The sequence below is a fragment of the Coleofasciculus sp. F4-SAH-05 genome (genome assembly GCF_040222985.1).
GTDB classification, from domain to species: Bacteria; Cyanobacteriota; Cyanobacteriia; order Cyanobacteriales; family Coleofasciculaceae; genus Coleofasciculus; species Coleofasciculus chthonoplastes.
Genome location: NZ_JAVKBY010000212.1, coordinates 26,655 through 47,612, shown reverse-complemented (window position 1 = coordinate 47,612; position 20,958 = coordinate 26,655). Strand labels below are relative to the sequence as shown.

The 20,958-nt window shown below is 46.4% G+C and carries 22 protein-coding genes and 1 pseudogene; 10 read left to right on the top strand and 13 right to left on the bottom strand.

Going from position 1 to position 20,958, the window contains the following annotated elements; genetic code table 11:
- Nucleotides 1-83: 83 nt before the first annotated feature.
- Nucleotides 84-1,193: an S-(hydroxymethyl)glutathione dehydrogenase/class III alcohol dehydrogenase gene (locus RIG27_RS25625; RefSeq protein ID WP_446349909.1), complete on the bottom strand. Its 1,110-nt coding sequence runs from the start codon at nucleotides 1,191-1,193 to the stop codon at nucleotides 84-86.
- Nucleotides 1,194-1,466: 273 nt separating this feature from the next.
- Between RIG27_RS25625 and RIG27_RS25620 the strand changes: the two genes are divergently transcribed.
- On the top strand, nucleotides 1,467-2,069 hold the full coding sequence (locus tag RIG27_RS25620) for an esterase/lipase family protein (protein ID WP_446349907.1): 603 nt from the start codon (nucleotides 1,467-1,469) through the stop codon (nucleotides 2,067-2,069).
- Between the two features lie 60 nt (nucleotides 2,070-2,129).
- Here RIG27_RS25620 and RIG27_RS25615 read toward each other — a convergent pair whose 3' ends face one another.
- On the bottom strand, nucleotides 2,130-2,558 hold the full coding sequence (locus tag RIG27_RS25615; RefSeq protein WP_446350103.1) for a VOC family protein: 429 nt from the start codon (nucleotides 2,556-2,558) through the stop codon (nucleotides 2,130-2,132).
- Nucleotides 2,559-2,779: 221 nt separating this feature from the next.
- Between RIG27_RS25615 and RIG27_RS25610 the strand changes: the two genes are divergently transcribed.
- Entirely contained in the window at nucleotides 2,780-3,550 is a 771-nt protein-coding gene (locus tag RIG27_RS25610) for a TIGR00297 family protein (protein ID WP_446349906.1), read from the top strand.
- 159 nt (nucleotides 3,551-3,709) lie between these two features.
- On the opposite strand, the gene hetR is transcribed toward RIG27_RS25610, so the two are convergent.
- The 3 genes from hetR to RIG27_RS25595 form a co-directional block, all read right to left on the bottom strand.
- Nucleotides 3,710-4,609, bottom strand: coding sequence for a heterocyst differentiation master regulator HetR (gene hetR / locus RIG27_RS25605; protein WP_446349904.1), 900 nt, complete (start codon nucleotides 4,607-4,609; stop codon nucleotides 3,710-3,712).
- Nucleotides 4,610-4,882: 273 nt separating this feature from the next.
- On the bottom strand, nucleotides 4,883-5,149 hold the full coding sequence (gene patX / locus RIG27_RS25600) for a heterocyst-inhibiting protein PatX (protein WP_446348031.1): 267 nt from the start codon (nucleotides 5,147-5,149) through the stop codon (nucleotides 4,883-4,885).
- 300 nt (nucleotides 5,150-5,449) lie between these two features.
- Nucleotides 5,450-7,396 (bottom strand): FAD-dependent oxidoreductase, encoded by a 1,947-nt coding sequence (locus tag RIG27_RS25595; RefSeq protein WP_446349902.1) that lies wholly within the window; start codon nucleotides 7,394-7,396, stop codon nucleotides 5,450-5,452.
- Between the two features lie 180 nt (nucleotides 7,397-7,576).
- On the opposite strand from RIG27_RS25595, the gene RIG27_RS25590 reads away from it, so the two are divergent.
- The 3 genes from RIG27_RS25590 to RIG27_RS25580 all read left to right on the top strand — a co-directional run bounded on the left by RIG27_RS25590 (nucleotide 7,577) and on the right by RIG27_RS25580 (nucleotide 8,720).
- A complete protein-coding gene (locus RIG27_RS25590) occupies nucleotides 7,577-7,804 on the top strand; it encodes a photosystem II protein, Psb35-related (protein ID WP_446348214.1) in 228 nt (75 codons plus the stop codon).
- Between the two features lie 231 nt (nucleotides 7,805-8,035).
- Nucleotides 8,036-8,482 carry a peptide-methionine (R)-S-oxide reductase MsrB gene (gene msrB, locus RIG27_RS25585; RefSeq protein WP_446349900.1) on the top strand — a complete coding sequence of 149 codons (447 nt, stop codon included), beginning with the start codon at nucleotides 8,036-8,038 and terminating at the stop codon, nucleotides 8,480-8,482.
- Between the two features lie 31 nt (nucleotides 8,483-8,513).
- Nucleotides 8,514-8,720 carry an RNA-binding S4 domain-containing protein gene (locus RIG27_RS25580; protein ID WP_446349898.1) on the top strand — a complete coding sequence of 69 codons (207 nt, stop codon included), beginning with the start codon at nucleotides 8,514-8,516 and terminating at the stop codon, nucleotides 8,718-8,720.
- 396 nt (nucleotides 8,721-9,116) lie between these two features.
- Here RIG27_RS25580 and RIG27_RS25575 read toward each other — a convergent pair whose 3' ends face one another.
- Entirely contained in the window at nucleotides 9,117-9,380 is a 264-nt protein-coding gene (locus RIG27_RS25575) for a hypothetical protein (RefSeq protein WP_446349896.1), read from the bottom strand.
- 1,221 nt (nucleotides 9,381-10,601) lie between these two features.
- Between RIG27_RS25575 and RIG27_RS25570 the strand changes: the two genes are divergently transcribed.
- Nucleotides 10,602-10,769, top strand: coding sequence for a hypothetical protein (locus RIG27_RS25570; RefSeq protein WP_446349894.1), 168 nt, complete (start codon nucleotides 10,602-10,604; stop codon nucleotides 10,767-10,769).
- Between the two features lie 317 nt (nucleotides 10,770-11,086).
- Here RIG27_RS25570 and RIG27_RS25565 read toward each other — a convergent pair whose 3' ends face one another.
- Complete coding sequence (locus RIG27_RS25565) at nucleotides 11,087-11,617, bottom strand: 2-keto-4-pentenoate hydratase (RefSeq protein ID WP_446349892.1); 531 nt, start codon at nucleotides 11,615-11,617, stop codon at nucleotides 11,087-11,089.
- A gap of 275 nt (nucleotides 11,618-11,892) precedes the next feature.
- Nucleotides 11,893-13,584: a GH3 auxin-responsive promoter family protein gene (locus tag RIG27_RS25560; protein WP_446349890.1), complete on the bottom strand. Its 1,692-nt coding sequence runs from the start codon at nucleotides 13,582-13,584 to the stop codon at nucleotides 11,893-11,895.
- A 250-nt stretch (nucleotides 13,585-13,834) separates the two neighbouring features.
- On the opposite strand from RIG27_RS25560, the gene RIG27_RS25555 reads away from it, so the two are divergent.
- Entirely contained in the window at nucleotides 13,835-14,020 is a 186-nt protein-coding gene (locus RIG27_RS25555; protein WP_446349888.1) for a hypothetical protein, read from the top strand.
- A 4-nt stretch (nucleotides 14,021-14,024) separates the two neighbouring features.
- Nucleotides 14,025-14,597, top strand: a complete 573-nt coding sequence (locus RIG27_RS25550; protein ID WP_446349886.1) for a Uma2 family endonuclease — start codon at nucleotides 14,025-14,027, stop codon at nucleotides 14,595-14,597.
- 108 nt (nucleotides 14,598-14,705) lie between these two features.
- Here the strand turns inward: RIG27_RS25550 and RIG27_RS25545 are convergent, their stop codons facing one another.
- The gene (locus tag RIG27_RS25545) at nucleotides 14,706-14,882 is read right to left on the bottom strand and encodes a hypothetical protein (protein ID WP_446349884.1); all 177 of its coding nucleotides are present in this window, start codon (nucleotides 14,880-14,882) and stop codon (nucleotides 14,706-14,708) included.
- A 267-nt stretch (nucleotides 14,883-15,149) separates the two neighbouring features.
- Here RIG27_RS25545 and RIG27_RS25540 point away from each other — a divergent pair, with 267 nt between their 5' ends.
- Nucleotides 15,150-16,673: an MFS transporter gene (locus tag RIG27_RS25540; protein WP_446349882.1), complete on the top strand. Its 1,524-nt coding sequence runs from the start codon at nucleotides 15,150-15,152 to the stop codon at nucleotides 16,671-16,673.
- A 221-nt stretch (nucleotides 16,674-16,894) separates the two neighbouring features.
- On the opposite strand, the gene RIG27_RS25535 is transcribed toward RIG27_RS25540, so the two are convergent.
- From RIG27_RS25535 to RIG27_RS25525, 3 genes are all read right to left on the bottom strand, one after another.
- The gene (locus RIG27_RS25535; RefSeq protein ID WP_446349880.1) at nucleotides 16,895-17,131 is read right to left on the bottom strand and encodes a hypothetical protein; all 237 of its coding nucleotides are present in this window, start codon (nucleotides 17,129-17,131) and stop codon (nucleotides 16,895-16,897) included.
- Complete coding sequence (locus RIG27_RS25530) at nucleotides 17,128-17,253, bottom strand: hypothetical protein (RefSeq protein WP_446349878.1); 126 nt, start codon at nucleotides 17,251-17,253, stop codon at nucleotides 17,128-17,130. The genes RIG27_RS25535 and RIG27_RS25530 overlap by 4 nt, the downstream gene beginning before the upstream one ends.
- A 152-nt stretch (nucleotides 17,254-17,405) precedes the next feature.
- Nucleotides 17,406-17,597: a hypothetical protein gene (locus tag RIG27_RS25525; RefSeq protein ID WP_446349876.1), complete on the bottom strand. Its 192-nt coding sequence runs from the start codon at nucleotides 17,595-17,597 to the stop codon at nucleotides 17,406-17,408.
- Nucleotides 17,598-17,611: 14 nt separating this feature from the next.
- On the opposite strand from RIG27_RS25525, the gene RIG27_RS25520 reads away from it, so the two are divergent.
- Entirely contained in the window at nucleotides 17,612-19,855 is a 2,244-nt protein-coding gene (locus tag RIG27_RS25520) for a molybdopterin oxidoreductase family protein (protein ID WP_446349874.1), read from the top strand.
- A gap of 321 nt (nucleotides 19,856-20,176) precedes the next feature.
- On the opposite strand, the pseudogene RIG27_RS25515 reads toward RIG27_RS25520, so the two are convergent.
- A pseudogene (locus tag RIG27_RS25515) lies at nucleotides 20,177-20,932 on the bottom strand (AAA family ATPase); the annotation flags it as partial.
- Nucleotides 20,933-20,958: the final 26 nt, after the last annotated feature.

The following is a 20,958-nucleotide window of genomic DNA, read 5'->3' as shown; positions in this document are numbered from 1 at the left end:
TCTCTAGCAACATCTCTAGCAACATCTCTACCAACATCTCTACCAACATCTCTACAATGGAGGGTTTTTAAGCTCTGCCTTAATTAAAATGTAACCACGCTGCGAATGGATTCCCCTTGGTGCATTAAATCAAACCCCTCATTTATTTTTTCTAAGGGCATGACATGGGTAATTAAATCATCAATATTAATCTTACCCTCCATATACCAATCCACAATTTTCGGAACATCAGTGCGTCCCTTTGCGCCACCAAAAGCCGTTCCTTTCCAAACCCGTCCAGTTACCAATTGAAAGGGACGAGTACTAATTTCTTGTCCTGCGCCTGCTACTCCAATAATCACACTCACGCCCCATCCTTTATGACAACATTCCAAGGCTTGGCGCATCACATTGACATTACCAATGCACTCAAAACTATAATCGGCTCCACCTTTAGTTAACTCCACCAAATAAGGAACTAAATCTCCCTCGACTTCACGGGAATTGACAAAATCCGTCATGCCAAATTTTTCTGCTAATTCCCGTTTATCTGGATTAATATCAACGCCAACAATTTGACTTGCGCCTACCATTCGCGCCCCTTGGATCACATTTAAGCCAATCCCACCGAGTCCAAATACCACAACTCTGGAACCGGGTTCAACTTTGGCGGTATTAATCACCGCACCAATTCCCGTGGTTACGCCGCAGCCAATATAACAAACCTTCTCAAAGGGCGCATCTTCGCGAATTTTCGCCACGGCAATTTCTGGTAATACGGTATAGTTGGCAAAGGTAGAGGTTCCCATGTAGTGATGCAGCATTTTGCCATTACTTGAGAACCGACTTGTGCCATCGGGCATGACACCTCGTCCCTGAGTTGCCCGAATCGCCTGACAGAGATTGGTTTTGAAACTTAAGCAATACTCACAGTTCCGACATTCGGGTGTGTAGAGCGGAATCAGATGATCACCGGGTTTAACGCTTTTTACCCCGTCTCCAACCTCGACGACTACACCAGCACCTTCATGTCCTAAGATAGCAGGAAAGAGTCCTTCTGGGTCTTTGCCAGAGAGGGTATAGGCGTCGGTATGACAAATCCCTGTTGCTTTAATTTCAACCAGTACTTCCCCAGCTTTGGGTCCCTCTAGCTGAACGGTTTCAATGGTTAACGGTTTCCCAGCTTCGTAGGCGACGGCTGCTTTAACGTCCACGTTTTCCCTCCTGCTTTTTCCACTATCGTTTAGTGTATCGCTATCCCAGAAGGCAGTTGGGTTTCCTACGTCAACCCAACATCTCAGTCAAGGCGATTGAAATCGCAGCTACACAAACAAAGTCCGCCTGCGCGGACTGGGTTATAACGGGGGTAGCTAATCCGAATTTGGTGTAATATCCAATTTAAATGCATGACAGCTTACTTATCGTAGGTGGGCATTGCCCACCCTACATCAAATGACTAATGACTAATGACTAATGACCAATAACCAATGACAAACCCAGTTATTCTCGTTCACGGTATTTTCCGCACCTCATCAGTTTTCCGCAAACTCTCTCCCTACCTCAAAAAACAAGGTTTTTCCGTTTATACCCTTGACCTAAAACCAAATAACGCCACATTGGGTTTAGACCAAATGGCAGCCCAATTAGCTAATTTTATCAACCAAACATTCCCCCTCAACCAACCTATTGATTTAGTCGGTTTAAGTATGGGAGGACTCGTCACGCGCTATTATGTGCAGCGATTAGGTGGAATTGACCGAGTGCAGCGTTACATTACCATTTCCGCCCCCCATCACGGCACCTGGTTAGCCTACCTATTGAACCGTCGCGCCTGCCTGCAAATGCGCCCAGGAAATCCTTTGCTAGAGGATTTAAACCGAGATGTCCAGATGTTAGAACGCCTCAATTTTACATCAATTTGGACACCCTGGGATTTTATTATTATTCCGGGTAATAGTTCACGAATGCCCGTGGGTCAAGATGTGAAAGTTACCGTTTTTGCCCATGCTTGTATGGTGATTAATCCTCACAGTATGCAAGCAGTAGCTTCGGCTTTATCCGAACCCTTTTATCAAATTCAGGCAAATTAGGTTTGTAGTTCGTAGTCAGGGCTTTAGCTCTATTTTAATGATAGGTGTCACCTCAAAACGTTACCGCTCGCCGATCGCCGCTAACTCGTGACTGCCGAAAATTGCCTCTGGATGAGCATAAAATTTAAACTCTATTAAATTATAAAAGGGGTCTTGTAAGAAAAAGGTGCGATGTTCGGTCACATCACCCGGAAAGCGTCGCTTCGGTTGCTGATAGAATTGAAGCTGTTGATGTTGGGCGCGATCGCATAAGGCTTGCCAGTCAGCTTCAGCGGTAAAAATCAAGCCAAAGTGACGCGGATAAATTCCCCGTTGTGGCGTTAAGGGTTCATCAGTGAGATGGGCTACCAGTTGATGCCCATAGAGGTTTAAAATGACCGCTTGACGGGTTTCTCGCCCAATGTCACAGCCGAGTCCTCTGCCATAATAGTCTTTGGTTTGCTCAATATCGCTAACGGGAAATGCCAAATGGAAGAGAATGGGATTCATGCTACTCATTGAAGTTTTGCCTAATCCTATAATCACCCTAAACAGTTATTCATCGATCGCATACCCGAAACTGTCGCCTACGATACACCCGGCAACGTCCTCTTAACCCTTAAGATACGCCATGGTGGGGTCAGGGCGGGTTTTGAACAAAGGTTATCATCAATAGCTTGCGCCAAGTCCCTAAACCCGCCCCTACACAATCAAAACTCAACACTTAGTAAATGCTTGCAACCTTCAATTCTCTCAACCCTTGGCTTATTGCTGTCCTCTTAAATACAGTATTATTAGCGATCGCCTGGGTAATCCCCAAGCAACTCCTCACCCGCCCTGGAATTCTCCACGCCTGGGCGTTGGGAATTGTGATCTGGGGGACGTTAGGCTGGCAAGGGTATCTGATTGTTATGGTTTATTTCCTGGTAGGTTCAGCCGTTACCCGTATCGGTATGGCGGAAAAAGAAGCGGCGGGAATCGCGGAAAAGCGTTCAGGCGCCAGAGGACCGGAAAATGTGTGGGGTTCGGCTTTAACGGGTACGCTTTGTGCGGTGGGCGTTCTTTTCCTGGATGAACCCGATCGCAGTTTTCTCCTACTGGGGTTCGTCGCCAGTTTTGCCACTAAGCTTTCTGATACTACCGCCAGTGAGGTGGGTAAAGCTTACGGTAAGCGCACGTTTTTAATCACCACCTTACAACCTGTATCCCCCGGAACCGAAGGTGCAGTTAGCTTAGAAGGAACTCTGGCGGGGGCTGTCGCCTCGGCTGCGATCGCGGTTCTGGGTTGGGGTGTTGGCTTTATCGACTTGACAGGTGTCTATTTTTGTGTTTTAGCTGCCTTTGTTGCCACTAACCTAGAAAGTGTGATTGGTGCCACTTGGCAATCTCAGGTGGAATGGATGACCAACGAAGTCGTGAATTTTATCAATACGTTAATTGGTGCGATCGCGGCTATCCTGTTTGTCGTCATCTGGCACAGTATCATGGGATTACCTGGATAGTATAGTTTTCCTGACCTTTTATCCTGAGTCATAGAAAAGTCCTCAGTTAAATAACCAAGGACAAATAATCAATAATCAATGACCAATGACCAATGACCAATGACCAATGACCAATGACCAATGACCAATGACTAATGACCAATAACTAATGACCAATAACTATTCTATTTGCCGACCAAACACCATTTGTAAAACCATCGGTTTACCATCATCGCGATGATATTTATCCGCCCAAGCGCGAATAATCTCATCAAGTTCTGCCATGGCTTGATCAACATTTTCCGGTGGAATATCCAATTCCTCCAACACCCGCATCACACCGTCCTGACGTTCTGCCCACTCTTTCATCAACCGGAAGTACTGCGCCGTATCCTCCACCATCGTGTAGGTACGTTCTTTGCCATCTACGGGCGAATACGAGGCACTGGTCAGAGCATAATACGGTAAACCCCAAGGACAATCAATGCGCGTAACGGTTCCGGAGTACAGCAAACGCCTTTTGATATGTTCTGCCATGGCTTCCGAAAGAGATGCCCGCCGTTCCGGAGGTAAATCTTCCTGAGAACGACTGTGCAGGAACTCAATCAATTCCATGAACTGTAAGGAACTCACCACCTGGGCATCTGGGAGATGATCCGGCAGTTTTTCTTCGAGAATTCGCTTTTCTTCCTTGTGCAGGCTAGTGCCAGAGATCCGCGATCGCCCCGGTTGCCAGGAATACTGATCCATCCACACGTAAGGAAACTGGATCAAATAGCGGGGTTCTTGAGACCCCAGCATCTTCAGCAGTTTTCCTTCCGTTAATGCCTGTCGAACTTCTTCAACAATAACCTTGACCCGCTTTGGTTCAATATGGTGTAAATGTCCGGTCATCCGGATATTTTCACTCTGTTCCAAATAGGTCGTGTAAATCGCACATTTAGCAGCAGTCGCCGCCGCATCTAGAAATGCCCCATGTCGGTGTCCACTGGTTCTCATTGCGCTGAAAGCCAGATATATCATAATCTGATCCATGGCGCTGGGGCTAAGGCTTTTGATCAGATCGAGATGATTAGTCATTTTAGGGAGCGGTCACATCGCATGGGTACAACAGAATAAAAGGTAATGACGAACCCACGGCTTCACCTAAACCAGCGAGTCCAACTTCAAAAGCAAAACATGCGCTTAATTTAAAGCACCCTAATATTAAGTCTAAATTCTCCTTAGATTATAGACGACGGAAGATAAACAACCCAGGAGATACCTTAAGCTGGAAGCCCCCCTGGGTGGGTCACAACTAGGGGGTATAATTCTTCCAGGAAAGTATATATTATATCAAATGGCACTAACTACCTATGCCCAAGTAAATTCGCGCCGTCCACTACCCCGGTGACAAATCTGGGGCGCGAGGGTGTCTTGGGAGGTGAAGAAACGCCGTTGTCCACCGCGATTGGTCTCAGGACCTTGAGGACCCGCATCTCCAGTTTTCACTAAAGACAATAGCGAGTGGGCAGGAGTAGACTGAAAAAGTGAGACCGAGCGATCGCGAATATCATGAGCATTGACAGCCAATGAGAGCGTAAGCAGGCTCACTAAAGTAACAGAAGTGTAAAAGCGCATAGATGTCCGTGTCAGGGTTTCTAGTCCCTGTTACGGACTCTTTACTCATGGTTCAGGAAAAATCCCCGTCAGAGTTAATGTGGATTGTGTGAAGTTTAATGGTAAACTAGCCTGTTTATCTTGAGTTTGTTCCCAATTTGGGTGAGGGGAATTGGGGTGCAGAGGTACACAGATGCCATGGCACGTCTGGGAGCAAGAGAAAGGTTGTAGGGGCGGGTTTTACCAATAACATTTTGGAGACAACCCCTAACCTCACTAAACCCGCCCTTTTTAGCGCAACAGGAGCAGACTAATCCCTGATCACTGTAAACAGTTTACGAGCAACCAGTTTCCCGCCGGATTAAAACGTCCCCACCCTTGTAGCTGTTGCTGATCAGGATAATGCTGGAGTTGCTGATTAACATCCGGTTGTACCGTAATCAACATCCAAATTTGACCCATAAGACTTTCAGGTTCGCTCAGGGTAATCATGTAATCCTGGTCAGCATGGCGTTGGAATATGCCAGTGAAATAGATTAAGGTATATGATTGGCGATTGGTGATTAGTGATTGGTGATGGGGAAAATTCTCCCCCATCTTCCCCATCTTCCCCATCTTCCCCTGCTCCCACTGCTCCCCCTGCTCCCCCTGCTCCCCCATCTTCCCCATCTTCCCCTGCTCCCACTGCTCCCCCTGCTCCCCCTGCTCCCCCATCTTCCCCATCTTCCCCATCTCCCTCATCTCCCCCTGCTCCTCAACCATGCCCGAACTGGGATACTCTTCTGGATGATCCAAGTAATAATGTTGCCAGTACCGCCAATCGGGATCATCAAGGGATTGATTAAATATAGGAATCATGACAGCCGGGGCAATAGCATCGCCCAACAATGCCTCTTGAATATGTCGGACAGCTAACTCCCTCGGCTGACAGCCAAGTTCCACACACAATGCCGCCGCCATTCCTGCGGCTTGACCCAGATTCATCACCACAGGCTGCAACCGCGTCGAACCATTGGCAATGTGAGAGACCGAGATATTTTTATCACACACCAACAAACCATCCATTGACACGGGTACAAGGCAACCATAAGGAATCGTAAACGGTGTTCCTGTCCAACGCCCTCCCCAACGGATGGATTTTGGGGCTAAGGGAAATGTAAAACCGGGATAATGATGGTCATTGGCATAATTTCCCACAGCAATTCCGGTAAAATCGCCTGACTCATCGACAGGCAAAGGCGCAACTTGACCTCCCGCTATCGGTAAAATCTCTTGTTCCCGCAATGTCACCACCCCCACCAGACGCCGACTTTCTCGATAGTAAGGATGTAAAGCGTAAGCCCCACCCCCAATAGACGCCTCTGGAAACATATCATCGGCTAAACCATAACGCCGTCCCAGTTGAGATTGAATAAAACAGGCAAAGCCTTGACTATGCCAACGGGCTTCTTGGAGAAACTGCTGTCGGGATGCATCCGATTCCACTAAGCGCCCAACTCCCTCACCATAATCATTGCCAGATTGGGGCCAATTCAGCATAAACAGTCCCCCCGGTAAGCGTCCGTAATTGAGAAAGGATTCCATCCCATAACCCTCCCACGTACTGATAAACTGTTCTGGTTTGTATTCAGGCGGGGGAGGAATTTCTGGTGCGGTATCAGTGCCAAAATCTTTGAGGATGACGACCCATGTTGGTGCTTGAACTGGATAGCGTTGAGTCAAGTCATTGTCAGAAACAGGCGCACTCAGTTCACCAAAGCGCGATCGCAACTCCCAACCCCAGCGATAGGAAATCTCGGCTAATTCCAGTACATCTCCCAATTCCGTGGCGTCTAGGGTGACTTTGGCGTGAATCACAACATCAGTAAATCGCACGCCGGTGACACAATCCCCTGCTTTGAATACCGCTAACGGCGTTTGTCCAGAAATCCACTTGAGGTTAGGTAATACTTGCACCCAATCCGCCAAGAGTTGAGCGCCAATTCTAGGGTGGTAGGTAAACAAACTCACCCACCCATGATCAAGTCCTCCGGGCTGTCGCTGTTGGAGTTCTCGCAAAAACGCGCCCCATAACCCTGTTTGCCACGCGGCTAATTCATTGCCATCAGGCGCACAGACACCGGCTGTTGTTAGCATTCCTCCTAGCCAGGAAAATTCACTAACTAGAATTGTTTTTACGCCTCGACGTGCGGCTTGGATGGCTGCACTTGTGCCACCTGTACCACCACCGACAACTAAGACTTCTGTTGTTAATTCATTCACAGCCATACAAAAAAATGGGGAGCCTGTCACCTTACTCCCAAAAAATGGATTTAGTCAGGGATAGTGATTATCATCACTTCTGGATCAGAGTCAAGTCACAGATACTTTTTGTAATGATTCGTTACATTGTGAATAACATAAATTTACAAAATAGCTCAACAAAGGAGAACGATTATGATTAGCCCAATGGTTATCCTAGTTTCATTGTTTGTCGTCGGTTGGGTCGCCGTTGCTGTATTAGGGACTCAGGCTTACTTCCGAGGCGAACAGAGGAAGCCAATCCACGATCGCAACTGGCGTTCTGAGTCCTTTGAGCAGCTAGCTGAGTCGATCACAGGGACTCAGACGAATTACAGCGATCGCACACCAGCTTACAAGATGGATGCTTATGCGAGCAATAATTTGCCTTCCTAACCACATCCCTGTTTGATCAACGATTTTCAACGCTTTTACACCGCCATCTCGCTTTTAGCTGCATTTGCTGTTAAGGACAATGGTGACTGTAGGACAGTAAAAGTAGAGATTTGAGTTGTGGGTTATGAACTCAAATCTCGCTAATTTTTCTCTAAGCCAACGAATCACCTTATCATGTTGGGTGTAGATCTGGCTTAACCTGATGTTTGCATAGTTAAGGAAGCTGAAACAATGATTCAGAAAGTACAAAAGAGTGACACGGAGTGGATACAACAGCTTACCCCGGAACAATATAAAGTGACCCGACAGAAGGGAACAGAACGCGCCTTTACTGGAGAGTATCACGACAGCAAGCAGCCGGGAGTCTACAAATGTGTCTGCTGTGGCAATGACTTGTTCACCTCCAAAACCAAATATGATTCTGGTACGGGTTGGCCCAGTTTTTGGGCGCCGATTGATGAAGAAAACATCAAATACGAAGCCGATAATAGTCTGTGGATGCGTCGCACTGAAATCCTCTGCGCGGCTTGTGACGCTCACTTAGGTCATGTCTTTAATGATGGACCAGCACCAACGGGTCAGCGTTACTGTCTAAATTCTGCCTCGCTAAACTTTGTCAAATCCGATCAGGTTGAATCAGAATCTGAGGCGGAAACCGATAAATCTCCAACCACCTAACCCTCCAGATCAGTGATTTGTCTATTTTGGCATGACCAGCCCCATCCAAACCATTAAGTTAGATCAGTTCCTCAAGTGGGTAGGTGTAGCGTCCACAGGCGGCGAAGCTAAACTGATGATTCAAGACGGTGATGTTACCGTTAATGGCATCATTGAAACTCGACGCGGACGTAAATTAGTTGCAGGCGATTTGGTAAGTGTACAAGGAGAAACCTATAAGGTGGGAACTCCACTCTAGACATAGTTGAGCGGAGATTTTTTGAACCATATCCGCTTAAAAAAATGGCGAGGTAATTCCCACATTTACAGACGCGAGTCCTTGTTTCTACATGGCTATCCTCCATGGAGGACAAGTATTTAGAAGCTTATCGGGGCGGGTGAAAGACGCTTAATAAAAGGTGTCACATAAAACTAAGATTTTTGCCCAACCCGCCCTCACCCAACCTGTAAAATGAAGGTAGGTTTCTTTACGATATTAGGGTATTGAGATTAACGGAAATGAGAAAAATTAACGGCAAAAATCTGCTACTTCTTAGGTATTGAGTTCAGGATGATGCCCGTAATAACTTGGGCAAGTTGATTCATTAAGTCAGAGACAAAAATAAATGGAAAGCTGTTGAATCTTAGGGATAGCTTATAGTTCCCATTCGCGATAGTTAACTAGCATGTCGTCTAAGTTTGTTTCAAACTCCTTCCAGTCATTAAACCAGATGTCCCTATTGTTATCATTTACTGGATAATCTGCATCCCATTCCTCGATAAAAGCATCCGCATCCCAGTCTTGGGATAAGACATCTGCATCCCATTCCTCGAAAGATATGTACTCATTGTTATCTGTGTCTTTTAACAGAAGTTCTATATCTCCTTCGCTGACTGTATAATTGGTAAATACTCTCATTGTTAGTTCCCCGTTTGCTCTCAACTCAATTTAACTAATCAACCAAGTTACATCTAAATCATCTCCCATTTTTCGGGAAATTATTGTAATTTAATCCATAAAAAATAGTGATTATTCTCACCATTTAGTGTGATAAACTCGTGAAAAAATGGTGATTTTTTAAGCGTTTAGCTGTGATTAATGTCACAGATTTTTCAAAAAAACTCCAGATTGAGATGTTGTCAGATCTTTTTTATATACTTTTAGTTACTTTCCTTTCATAATGCTCAATAGATGTAATTAAAACTTTACATTTGTGTCAATAATTGTAAATAAGCTGTTCGGCATTTAAATTGGGATACCTAAAACCCTGAAAGGCAACAGGTAACAGGCAACAGAGAATACACAATTTAAATGTGTTTTAGCTTATAACTGTCCTGATTTATCGGTAAATCGGAAAGATCCCGTTACAAAAGTTTAGTTATTGGAAAAGTTTTGAGTTGAAAGCGCTCCCGGAGCAAGGCTGTAGGACAAGGATTTACAGTATCGGCAATTCCTCTTCCCTGACTTGTTTAGCAAGCTAAAGCCGGAAGCCCAACGCCATACCTGTACTTCGACAGGCTCAGTAACAACTTAGGTTGGCGTTGGGATGAATAGGCGATCAATCGATGGGATTCAACATCCCTGAGATTGATAACTTGCGTATCAGTTCGCGAATAACATCTGACTGGGTTCTTTCTGTCACTTCGCAAAATTTGGTCAGATGTTCATACTCCCTATCCGATACTCGCGTTGTTACTTGTTTCATAGTTTTCAATCTGCTTTCACATTGCTAGAGTAACAGGGTACAGGTTAATTGAATAAAGCTAACCGCTTCCTGTACACCGTACCTTGACAACCTGGAATATGGGGTTCTGCCTAGAAACAGGCTATTTGTAGTCGCATCTGTGGGCGGGTAAAATTCCAGCGGTACAAAGCAAAACAAAGCAAGACAGATAGATGAACAAAACTTTGTATTGTTCCGGCGCACAGGGGCATCCCGTGTCGTTAATAAAGCCAAGAGTCTCCTAAGGGGTAGCCGGATTGTCTTGGAAGCCTACACCGTAATCTTTGATTCGGTGTAGGAGTATGTCACGAAATACATTTCTCGGCTACCTAAGCCCAAGTAATTTGGAAGGGCTAGTCCCTCCGTTGACCCGCCTTACATCCCCACCCTATAGAAGGATGGGGTATTACAGCGCTATGATAACAGGAGTGCAATTGCCACTGCTCAATGGTGACTCGGAGAGCAAGCAGACAGCAACGTTGCGCCAACCCGAACTTGATCTCACCGGAATTCGAGTCCTCACGGTGGATGATGAACCTTCGGCTGACTCAGGAAAACCCAAGCGTGAGAGATCGCTGGGGTAAGAAAGTGAGATTGTAGCCACTATCTAGATTATCACTTCCTTCATCTGTCGAAAATAGGGAATGATACCAAATCCGATGAAGTAACCCCCTCTAGCCCTAGGGTACTTTTTCCTTGAAGGCTTCTGCCTTCTGCCCTGGAGCCTTCTGCTATAAGTTGAATTTTCCGGTACAGTGTCATCTGGTAAAAGTCTGAGGGATATAGCTTGGTTATTTCTTCCCACAGACAGACGATAACCAGCTTTTTAGAAAATAGCGAAGGTGAAAGCTATCGAGATTCATCCGAGGGATGAAACCGAGCGTATGTAACTAAGTCGAATTTATTCGACCATTATAACAGTTGCGGGATGTATTATAGTTTGTCCTGATTCTACAGGCATTAAGGGTGTTATTGTTCCTAATGATAATAAATCGCCTTTTCTGAGTCGCTTTCCCACGGATTGCAAATCATCCCGCAACCATAAAACCACGTCTAAAGGGTGTTCTAATAATGCATTACTTGTACCTGTGGCTAATTCCTTTCCGGTTTCATCCAAAATCACTAATTGAATATTACTTAACCGTTCCTGCCATTCTGGAGTAGCCTGAAGTGGAATCGGTTCACCCACAATTCCTAAACGCGCCCCCACATTAATCGCGATTAGGTCAGCCGCGTCTAATTTTACCCCAGAATCATAGATTAAATCCGGCAATTCAATAAATGGAACCACTGCATCTAACGCAGCTAAAACCTCTTGGCGACTCGTCGCCTGATTAATCGCCTCACTCCCCACTCTCACCATTAAATCCCCTTCAAACAGTGGACGTGCGCCAAAATTAGCGGGTATAAGTGACCCACTGGGTAGCAGCATTTGTTCTAAGAGAATCCCGCGTAAGGGATGAGAGACATTAAACTGTTTTTGCGCTGTCGCATTCGTGAGTCCTGCTTTGTAACCGATGCGTTGTCCTAAAATAGGAGTGAGTTTTTCGATGAAGCGATCGCGTAATTGTTCTGCCTCCCTTCTCTTCTAGATCCCCGAATTCAAAGCCTCTCTCCTCGCAGGAGAGAGGTTTGGAGAGAGGTTTTCTATATCTCGTGAAAATAAGCATCTTCCCCTGCTTCCCAAACTCCCAAAACTTCCTCCTCTCAATCGCCACTATTTCCGGGTAATCTTACCTCTTCTAACACCTCTAACCCTGCCAAAAATTGCCGATCATTGCTAATATGAGGAAACTTCAACTGAGAATCGGGAACGCCGCGTTCTAACTGACGCTGACGCAGTATGGCAAAACTACCCGGTGCTAATATCCGTAGGCGAGGTGTTGGAATATAATTACCCGGTCGCTTTATCGCATAAGATGTATTCGCCTCTTGTAACTTACGCTCAAAACTAGCCAGAAAAGTTTGAGGATTCTCTAAATGTTGACCCAGTGCTAACTCAATGTTGACTAAATAATGGGGAGTGACAATACTCTCTGATAAAGTCAAACAAAAGTCTTCTAACGGTACACCAAATTCCTGCTGTAAGGCTTGCATGACTTGAGTCGCGTGGTGTTCCGTTGTCTTCTCCGTCGTCGCCGACATGGTTCCCCCGTGACGATACCGAAACACAATTAAGGGTGTTTTATTGTAAAATCCGACAACTTCTACCACATCGCCAATATCATAGCGATAAAACCCACTATAATTTGTAGTTAAAATGCGGTATTTTTCCCCAATCTTAACCTCCGTCGCTAGTAGTGTTTTCGGATGTTCGGCGTGCCATTGATCTTGGGGAACAAATTCAAAAAAGCCGCTTTCAATCGCCAAAACACTCCCATCAGTATCGACATCCGGGTAAATACTAAATGTGGCTTCTGCTGAGGAATAAACCGCCCCAAACGCAGGTGTATCGCCAAAATAATCAGGAAAGCGTTGAAAGTAAAAATCCGATGTACCGCCCCGTGCGGTGGCGACAAAGGATAACTCTGACCAAACCCGTTTCGGTGTTAAGCGTCCCTCGTGGTGTAAAATATCTCGTAGTTCCTGCGCCCGTTCCGGATACGCTGACCATTGATGTTCTAATTGTGACCGAATCCCTGATTCTAAGTCCAACCAATTGGCTATTGTCCCTTTTTCTAAATCCCGAATCAAGTCTTCGGCGTAGGTTTCCAAATAACTTGCCGTTCGCAGCAGGAGCATGGGAAAATTAGCAATCATCCCCCGCATGGTGCGATCGCGTAAAGCAAAGAGTAAGCAAACGTAATGGCGAGTGAGGCTATCCCCTGGTTGCAGGGTTTCAAAGGGATGGGAAAATAGTTGTTTGTAGAGAAATTTTCCCATCCGCAGCACACCTACACTTGTTGCACCATACTTGACCCCTCCTGGCGTTTGTCCCAGCAGTTGTACGGAGTTCGTCAATAGTAATTTGCCAAACTGACGCTGGCGACGGTTCAACGCTTCAGCTAAGAAGCCCATACTGGTTAGATTAGCCCCTCTTAGGGAATTCTGAAACCGCTTGGTTACGGGAATTAGCTTTTTTGATCCTGTGGAACCACTGGTGAGATTTATATAGACAACGGGATCAGGGGTTAATATATTCGACTCACCCTGGAAAATGCGTTCGGTGTAGGGTTGATACTCACTATAGGGCAGAACCGGGACGCGATCGCGAAATTGGTCGATGGTGCTAATCTCTCTCAACCCCCATTTCCGCCCTAGTTCGGTGTTCTGATACCGTCGCAACAGCGTCAGCAGAAACCGTTCCTGTACCGCCTCCGTCTGATGCGTCTTATTCACGAAATTGGCTTTAACCTGTCGGGTTAGCGTGGTTAACAGGGGCAGTATATAGTTTGACATGACATCCTCACACCAGTTGAATTTGAGCGGATATTGAGCGTTTCTGGTTAGCAGAATCAGTTTTTGGCAATTTTTTCGGCATTTTCCGGCAGTTTATGGTATTTTCTTATACCGAACCCTTGTCCAGATTCCTATCCTGGTTTGCCCATGACCGATTACAAATTTCATCATTTTTGCCACTTCTTTGATAAATTGTCAAGTGAACCCTTGCCAAGATGCGCTTTGTGATGTCAGCGGAATTGATAACAGCATGATGTGTTCAGTCAATCGATTCTGGCGCATTTATCCGGTTAGACGCGCCTTGCTGAATTGGGAACGATGGCGGTCTATCCTGGGAGTTGTCTGTGCTATTCCTTATATAGGAGGCAATTTAATCACGGCTTTATTTCAGCCTCATCCCCAATCCACAATTCGCAAAATCTTGTACAGAATTTAATTCGATGGTTCAAATTCCCACAAAAGAATTAACCCTAGCCGAGTTTTTCGACTTACCAGAAACTCAGCCTGCTAGTGAATACATTAATGGTCAAGTCATCCAAAAACCGATGCCCCAAGGCAAACACAGCACAATTCAGGGAGAACTAATTACAACGGTTAATGCTGAGGTTAAACCTCAACGTATTGCTTGGGCATTTCCCGAATTACGGTGTACATTTGCTGGACGTTCCATCGTGCCGGATATTGCTGTTTTTACGTGGAATCGTATTCCTTTAGATGAACAGGGTGATATTGCCAATGTTTTTGCTACACCTCCAGATTGGACAATTGAGATTTTATCTCCCGACCAAAGCCAAACGAAAGTAATCAGTAATATTCTTCATTGTCTCAATGCAGGTTGCCAGATGGGTTGGTTAATTGATCCGACAGAGAAATCTGTGCTTGCCTATCCTGCTAATCAACAACCCAGGATTTTTCAAGAGCCAGATCAGGTACTTCCCACTCCAGAATTTATGGGAGACTTTAAGTTGAGTGTTGGCGAATTATTTGGCTGGCTAAAACCTGGCAATATTTAAATACTTAATTCCTAAACTGAATGGCACTGAAATAAGCATTAGAGAATCGTCGAAAGTTTTGCGATACCGTAGGGTGGGTTTCGACTTCGCAAGGACCCACCAGTATACTCAAAACCTTACAGGAGACGTAGCTTGCTTCTCGATAAAAGCGAGTATGACAAATGACGAATGACGAATGACGAATGACAAATGACGAATGACGAATGACGAATGACGAATGACAACCCACCAAACATCTAACTTAGGGCACAAGCCTTGCGCCACTACATACTGATAATCATGCACTCAAAGAATAAACATGATGCACTAAGCGCATATTTAGTGAACTTTTGTAATTAAATATACTAAACCTCCCTGGCAAGGGTGTGATTCTTGTAGCGGACATCGGGGAACCGTAAACAAAATACTTCGGTTAATTGAGAGCAATTGAAAAGGGTATCACTCTATCCTTGAGCAACAATTCACTCAGCCACTAAGAAATTCAGTGGATAAAAAAATTGCTCGATTAAATTTGCCCCCATTCTGAAATTTTTACACAGGGTTAAGTAACAGATGCTGCAAGAATTATGGTCATTTCGCGGTCGATACCGCATTTTACATCTAACTTGGTTCGCCTTCTTTCTCTCCTTTGTCGTTTGGTTTAATTTCGCCCCATTAGCAACAGCCGTACAAGAAGAATTAGGGCTGAGTGCGGCACAAATTCGGACATTGGCGATTTGTAACGTAGCGCTGACTGTACCGGCTCGGATTATTATCGGTATGTTACTCGACCGTTTTGGTCCACGGTTAACCTATTCGGTGTTGCTGGTTTATGCCGCCATTCCTTGTCTGGCGTTTTCCCTGGCACAAGACTTTAGCCAATTAGTGATCAGCCGTTTAGCCTTAAGTATCGTAGGTGCAGGCTTCGTGATTGGTATCCGCATGGTGGCGGAATGGTTTCCCCCCAAAGAAATTGGCTTGGCTGAAGGAATTTATGGGGGATGGGGTAACTTTGGTTCGGCTGCATCTGCCTTTGCCCTACCCACAATCGCGGCGTTATTAACGGTTGGCGCTGGGGGTGGATTGATCAACTGGCGATTGGCGATCGCACTCACCGGTATTATTGCTGCACTCTATGGCGTCATTTACTATAGAAACGTTCAAGATACACCTCCGGGTAAAGTTTATCAGAAACCCAAGCGTCATGGGGGCTTAGAAGTCACCACCAAGCGGGACTTTGGATTCCTGATGCTGATGAATGTTCCTCTGGTAGGTATTCTGGCTGTCTTGGCTTGGCGTTTGAGTAACGTTGGTTTCTTAGATCAAACGGGATTAATTATCACCTGGTTAGCGCTGTTGGGGTTATATCTGTTCCAGGCTTACAAATGCTGGGATGTGAATAAAGACCTGATGACCAGTAAAAAACGGTATCCTGCTAATGATCGCTATAATTTCTCCCAAGTCGCTCTTCTGGAACTAACTTATGTAGTCAATTTTGGTTCAGAATTAGCCGTTGTGTCTATGCTTCCCGCCTTTTTTGAAGGAACATTTGGATTGAGTAAGCAATTAGCGGGAATGATTGCTGCGAGTTATGCGTTTATGAACTTAGTTTCACGCCCCGGTGGCGGATTAATTTCAGATACTTTAGGAAGCCGGAAATGGACGATGACGGTGTTGACAGGATGCATGGGAATTGGCTATCTGATGTTAAGTACCGTAAATGGGAGTTGGTGGCTACCTGCTGCGGTTATTCTCACTATGGGATGTTCCTTCTTTGTCCAAGCTGGTGAAGGGTCTACCTTTGCCATGGTACCGTTAATCAAACGCAGAGTCACGGGTCAGATTGCGGGTAATGTTGGTGCTTATGGCAATGTTGGTGCTGTCGCCTATCTCACCCTATTTAGTTTGCTTCCAGAAGGTGATTTCGGTAACCGAATTTTCTTCCAAACCTTAGGAGTTACAGCATTAGTCGTTACCTTCCTCTGTTGGTTCTTCCTCAGAGAACCTAAAGGATCTTTTGCGACACATCATGAAGGTGAAGAAACCGAATTGCCAGTCGAAGGTGTTCCAGTTTTGGTGGATGAACAATCCCATTGATGTTGATGATTCATTGGTAAGTTAGCCAATTATCGACATCCCTTTGTAGAGACGTAGCATGCTACGTCTCTACAGGTTTATGGGGGGATTTGACTGCATCTTGTAAAATTTGGTTTATGTGTTTCAATCCCGTTACCGGGATTCATTATAAGGAAACCGGGATAGTTCAGAGCGGGATTATCTGCCGCTTTGCTTCGTTTCAATCCCGTTGCCGGGATTCATTATAAGGAAACCCCGCCCTCTGAAACCCTTTCTAGCCAAGACTCCCACAGCCAATTTTGACGGCTGACGAAATCCAACGGCTGAAATGGACTTTTTGCTTTTTTTACCTTTGACCAAAAACGGCTGAAATCTTTAATTGTCAAGGTTCCTAGCGTTTTGACGGCTGACCGGGGTTTTCGCCCCCGCTTTCGCCCGTCAAAAATCGGCTTATTCACATCATAGAATAAGGCTCTCATCTTGTCGAGGTTAGCGCGTAGGTTGGAGAGCGATCGCGACACCCAATATCCCAGACGATTGGCTGAGATGAGACGTTGTTCACCGGAATGCGATCGCGTGTACCCAGTTCATCAACCAGCACCTAACATCCAATCTTACGTTCCACGGGATCTGGAAAACCTCTCTCCAAACCTCTCTCCTGCAAGGAGAGAGGCTTTGAATTCTCTCCTGGTTTTTACCTGTCCTCTATTATCTCATAGTGAAATACGCTCATTTTCACACCATTCTGTAAAATTAGCATTTCTCCAATGTAATTTTTTCATATCCCATTAATTTTTGTCGTTGTTTATACCAAATTAACAATTTTATTTCTTTAACCTGAACTGAAAGATAGTTGGAAAATAAAACGTATTGGCAATTGGCAAATGTGGCAACATAAAACGAATGACAAATGACAAATGACAAATGACGAATAACAAATGACAAATGACAAATGACAAATGACTAACTCAACAAAAACCCTTTGTCCCTATTGCGGTGTTGGCTGTGGTTTAGAGGTAACGCCACCCGCCCAATCCGGTAAAGCCACCCATCGCGACAGTGAAGGAACACCAATATGGCGAGTACGGGGCGATCGCGATCATCCCTCCAGCCAGGGAAAAGTTTGTGTCAAGGGAGCGACAGTAAGCGAATCCTTAGATAAAAATCGTCTCAAATATCCGATGATGCGAGACTCCTTGGATCAGCCCTTTCGACGAGTCAGTTGGGATGAAGCCCTCGATCGCATCGTCCTCCAACTGCAAACCGTCCGCTTTACCCAAGGACCTGAAGCCATCTGTATGTATGGTTCTGGTCAATTTCAAACGGAAGACTATTATATTGCCCAAAAATTACTCAAAGGTTGTCTGGGTACTAACAATTTTGACGCCAATTCTCGCCTCTGTATGTCCTCCGCCGTATCGGGTTATATCCAGAGTTTCGGATCAGATGGTCCCCCCTGTTGCTACGAGGATTTAGAAAAAACAGATTGTGCCTTTTTAATTGGTACAAATACCGCCGAATGTCACCCAATCGTATTTAATCGCCTGCACAAACATTGTAAAAAGAACCGCAAGGTGAAAATGATTGTGGTTGACCCCCGGCGTACTCCTACCGCAGAAGCCGCTGATTTACATTTAGCGATTCGACCAGGGACGGATATAGACTTGCTGAATGGAATTGCCCATTTGCTGATGCGTTGGGGGAAAATTAATACCCTATTTATTGATGACTGTACGCGAGATTTTCCCCTCTACGCCGATATCATTCGCCACTATCCCCCCGAACTTGTAGCGCGTAAGTGTGGGATTCGGTTAGATGAATTGGAGAAGGCGGCTCAATATTGGGGGGATTCGGAACGGGTATTATCTTTGTGGTCGATGGGGATGAATCAATCCTCGGAAGGAACCGCCAAAGTCCGCACGTTGATTAATTTACACCTGATGACCGGAACCATTGGTAGACCGGGATCGGGACCCTTTTCCCTCACCGGACAACCTAACGCCATGGGGGGACGGGAAGCTGGGGGACTGGCGCATATTCTCCCCGGTTATCGGTTGGTGAAGAATCCCCAGCATCGGGCAGAATTGGAACAATTGTGGGGACTCAAGCCGGGACAAATTTCCCCAGAACCGGGTTTACCGGCTTGGGATATGATCCTGGGATTAGAAACGGGTGCAGTCGGATTCCTCTGGATTGCGGCGACGAATCCGGCGGTGAGTATGCCCGATTTAGAACGCACGAAAGCAGCGTTGAAACAGTCCCCGTTTACGGTGTATCAAGACGCCTATTATCCCACCGAAACCGCCGCTTATGCTCATGTCATCCTTCCCGCCGCCCAGTGGAGTGAAAAAACGGGAACGATGACGAATTCTGAACGGGTGGTAACCTTATGTCCCCAATTCCGCAACCGAGTGGGTGAATCTAGGGCCGATTGGGAAATCTTTGCCGAAGTTGGGAGGCGTTTAGGGTTTACGGAACACTTTGACTTTGCGGATTCGGCGGCGGTGCATCGGGAGTTCGTGCAACTCACCCGTGGGCGGGTTTGCGATATGACGGGTATTAGCTATGAGGGATTACAGGAGGGTCCGATTCAGTGGCCCCATCCGCAGGAAAACCCGGAGGCGGGGTTTACCGATAAGTCCTCAACCTCTAACGAGACTAAACCCACCCCGACAAATACAAAACGATTGTACACAGATTGGCGCTTCCCCACCGCCGATGGACGGGCAAAGTTTGCGGCGTATCACTCACGGGGATTGGCAGAACCCCCTGATCCGAATTATCCTTTAGTCTTGACAACGGGACGCCTTTATGGTCATTGGCACACCCAAACTCGGACGGGTCATATTCCCAAGATTCAGCAAATGCATCCGCAACCCTTCCTAGAAATCCATCCCCGTGATGCCCAGAAACTAGGGATTGAAGACGGGAACTGGGTAGACGTGCGATCGCGCCGGGGCAAAAGTCGGTTTCCGGCTCAGGTAACGAAAGCGATCGCGCCAGGGACGGTATTTGTGCCGATGCATTGGGGGGCGTTGTGGGCAGCGAATTCAGAAGCGAACGCCTTGACGCATCCAGAATCTTGTCCGGATTCTGGCCAACCGGAGTTAAAAGCTTGTGCGGTGCAGTTGAGTTTAGTTCCAGAATCTTCAGAGGTGTTATGGGAACAAGAGTTGGAGCAACAGTCGATTTTGGGCAAATAATCCTAATTTGAATGTTCACCTGTAGGGTGGGTTAGGCGGTGCTTCATTGAGGAAACGAACCCTTTAATCCTATATCCGCCGTAACCCACCAGGTTATCAACAGCGCCATTGAGTAAAGGGCGACCCGAGTCAATTGAATGGACGCCGTTGTGAATTGATGCAAGCGGGTCGCCCCTACCATAATCAACCGTAGGGGCGCACAGACGTGCGCCCTTTGTCAGACGTGCGCCCTTTGTCAAAACCCGCCCCTACCATTCATCCCCGAATCACCACAATGGCGAGATTTCCGGGAGTGTTTGCCGATTCTGTGGTTGTGCGATCGCTAATCGGTGGGGTTTGGCTTAACACCCGAGGGAGTACTTCCTGATATATGGGATTCGCGATCGCTAATCCGCCCTGAGAACTCATGCGACACAAGCCCAAATCAATCAGAAATTGTACATCATCATTGGGAATATCCCCTAAGGATTTAATCTTGATATTGAAGGGACTTGAGGTGTTCAAGCGGTTACTCCCCCCAGATGCGACTTTATAGTCCCGTACATCCCGCACCCCAATCAGCCCCAGAGAGTGAGGAAATCGTTGGGGACGTTTGGGATACCCAGAACGCAATTGACGCAGTACCGAAATTAGAGTTTCATCCTGCAGGGCATCAATTTCATCGATGAACAGGACAAAGGGAAGGGGGGAGGCTTTTGCCCAAGCCCTTAATGCGGACTGGATACGCTGTCCGGGTTCTGCCGGAGACCATTCCGGTGGATGGAGTTCTGTGGGTAAATAGTCTTCGCCATTCTCGCGCCAACTGCCCAGCATGGCGTTTTCTGCGACTCCTGGATCATGGGGAAAGGCAGCGCCTACTTCTGCGGATACCATGACGGCGGCGTATTGTCCACTGGCAGTTAACTGTTGGGCGAGGGCGAGCATGGCGGTGGTTTTGCCTGTTTGCCGGGGCGCATGGATGACAAAGTAGCCCTGCTGCTCAATTAGTGGGTCTAACTGGGGTAGCCGCGCTATGGGCGAGAGCATGTAGTGGATGTCGGCTTTGCACGGACCTGCGGTGTTAAACCATTTGGGCATGGGAGTTTTGAGGTTTGAGTAGGGGC

Coding starts and splice junctions, on each gene's coding strand:
- RIG27_RS25550 (WP_446349886.1), top strand. CDS start 14,025: ATGGTTCAAATTCCCACAAAAGAATTAACCCTAGCCGAGTTTTTCGAC.
- RIG27_RS25575 (WP_446349896.1), bottom strand. CDS start 9,380: ATGAGAGTATTTACCAATTATACAGTCAGCGAAGGAGATATAGAACTT.
- RIG27_RS25560 (WP_446349890.1), bottom strand. CDS start 13,584: ATGTCAAACTATATACTGCCCCTGTTAACCACGCTAACCCGACAGGTT.
- msrB (WP_446349900.1), top strand. CDS start 8,036: ATGATTCAGAAAGTACAAAAGAGTGACACGGAGTGGATACAACAGCTT.
- RIG27_RS25595 (WP_446349902.1), bottom strand. CDS start 7,396: ATGGCTGTGAATGAATTAACAACAGAAGTCTTAGTTGTCGGTGGTGGT.
- RIG27_RS25555 (WP_446349888.1), top strand. CDS start 13,835: ATGATGTGTTCAGTCAATCGATTCTGGCGCATTTATCCGGTTAGACGC.
- patX (WP_446348031.1), bottom strand. CDS start 5,149: ATGCGCTTTTACACTTCTGTTACTTTAGTGAGCCTGCTTACGCTCTCA.
- RIG27_RS25540 (WP_446349882.1), top strand. CDS start 15,150: ATGCTGCAAGAATTATGGTCATTTCGCGGTCGATACCGCATTTTACAT.
- RIG27_RS25620 (WP_446349907.1), top strand. CDS start 1,467: ATGACAAACCCAGTTATTCTCGTTCACGGTATTTTCCGCACCTCATCA.
- RIG27_RS25580 (WP_446349898.1), top strand. CDS start 8,514: ATGACCAGCCCCATCCAAACCATTAAGTTAGATCAGTTCCTCAAGTGG.
- RIG27_RS25570 (WP_446349894.1), top strand. CDS start 10,602: ATGATAACAGGAGTGCAATTGCCACTGCTCAATGGTGACTCGGAGAGC.
- RIG27_RS25520 (WP_446349874.1), top strand. CDS start 17,612: ATGACTAACTCAACAAAAACCCTTTGTCCCTATTGCGGTGTTGGCTGT.
- RIG27_RS25535 (WP_446349880.1), bottom strand. CDS start 17,131: ATGAGAGCCTTATTCTATGATGTGAATAAGCCGATTTTTGACGGGCGA.
- RIG27_RS25610 (WP_446349906.1), top strand. CDS start 2,780: ATGCTTGCAACCTTCAATTCTCTCAACCCTTGGCTTATTGCTGTCCTC.
- RIG27_RS25615 (WP_446350103.1), bottom strand. CDS start 2,558: ATGAATCCCATTCTCTTCCATTTGGCATTTCCCGTTAGCGATATTGAG.
- RIG27_RS25565 (WP_446349892.1), bottom strand. CDS start 11,617: ATGCTGCTACCCAGTGGGTCACTTATACCCGCTAATTTTGGCGCACGT.
- hetR (WP_446349904.1), bottom strand. CDS start 4,609: ATGACTAATCATCTCGATCTGATCAAAAGCCTTAGCCCCAGCGCCATG.
- RIG27_RS25590 (WP_446348214.1), top strand. CDS start 7,577: ATGGTTATCCTAGTTTCATTGTTTGTCGTCGGTTGGGTCGCCGTTGCT.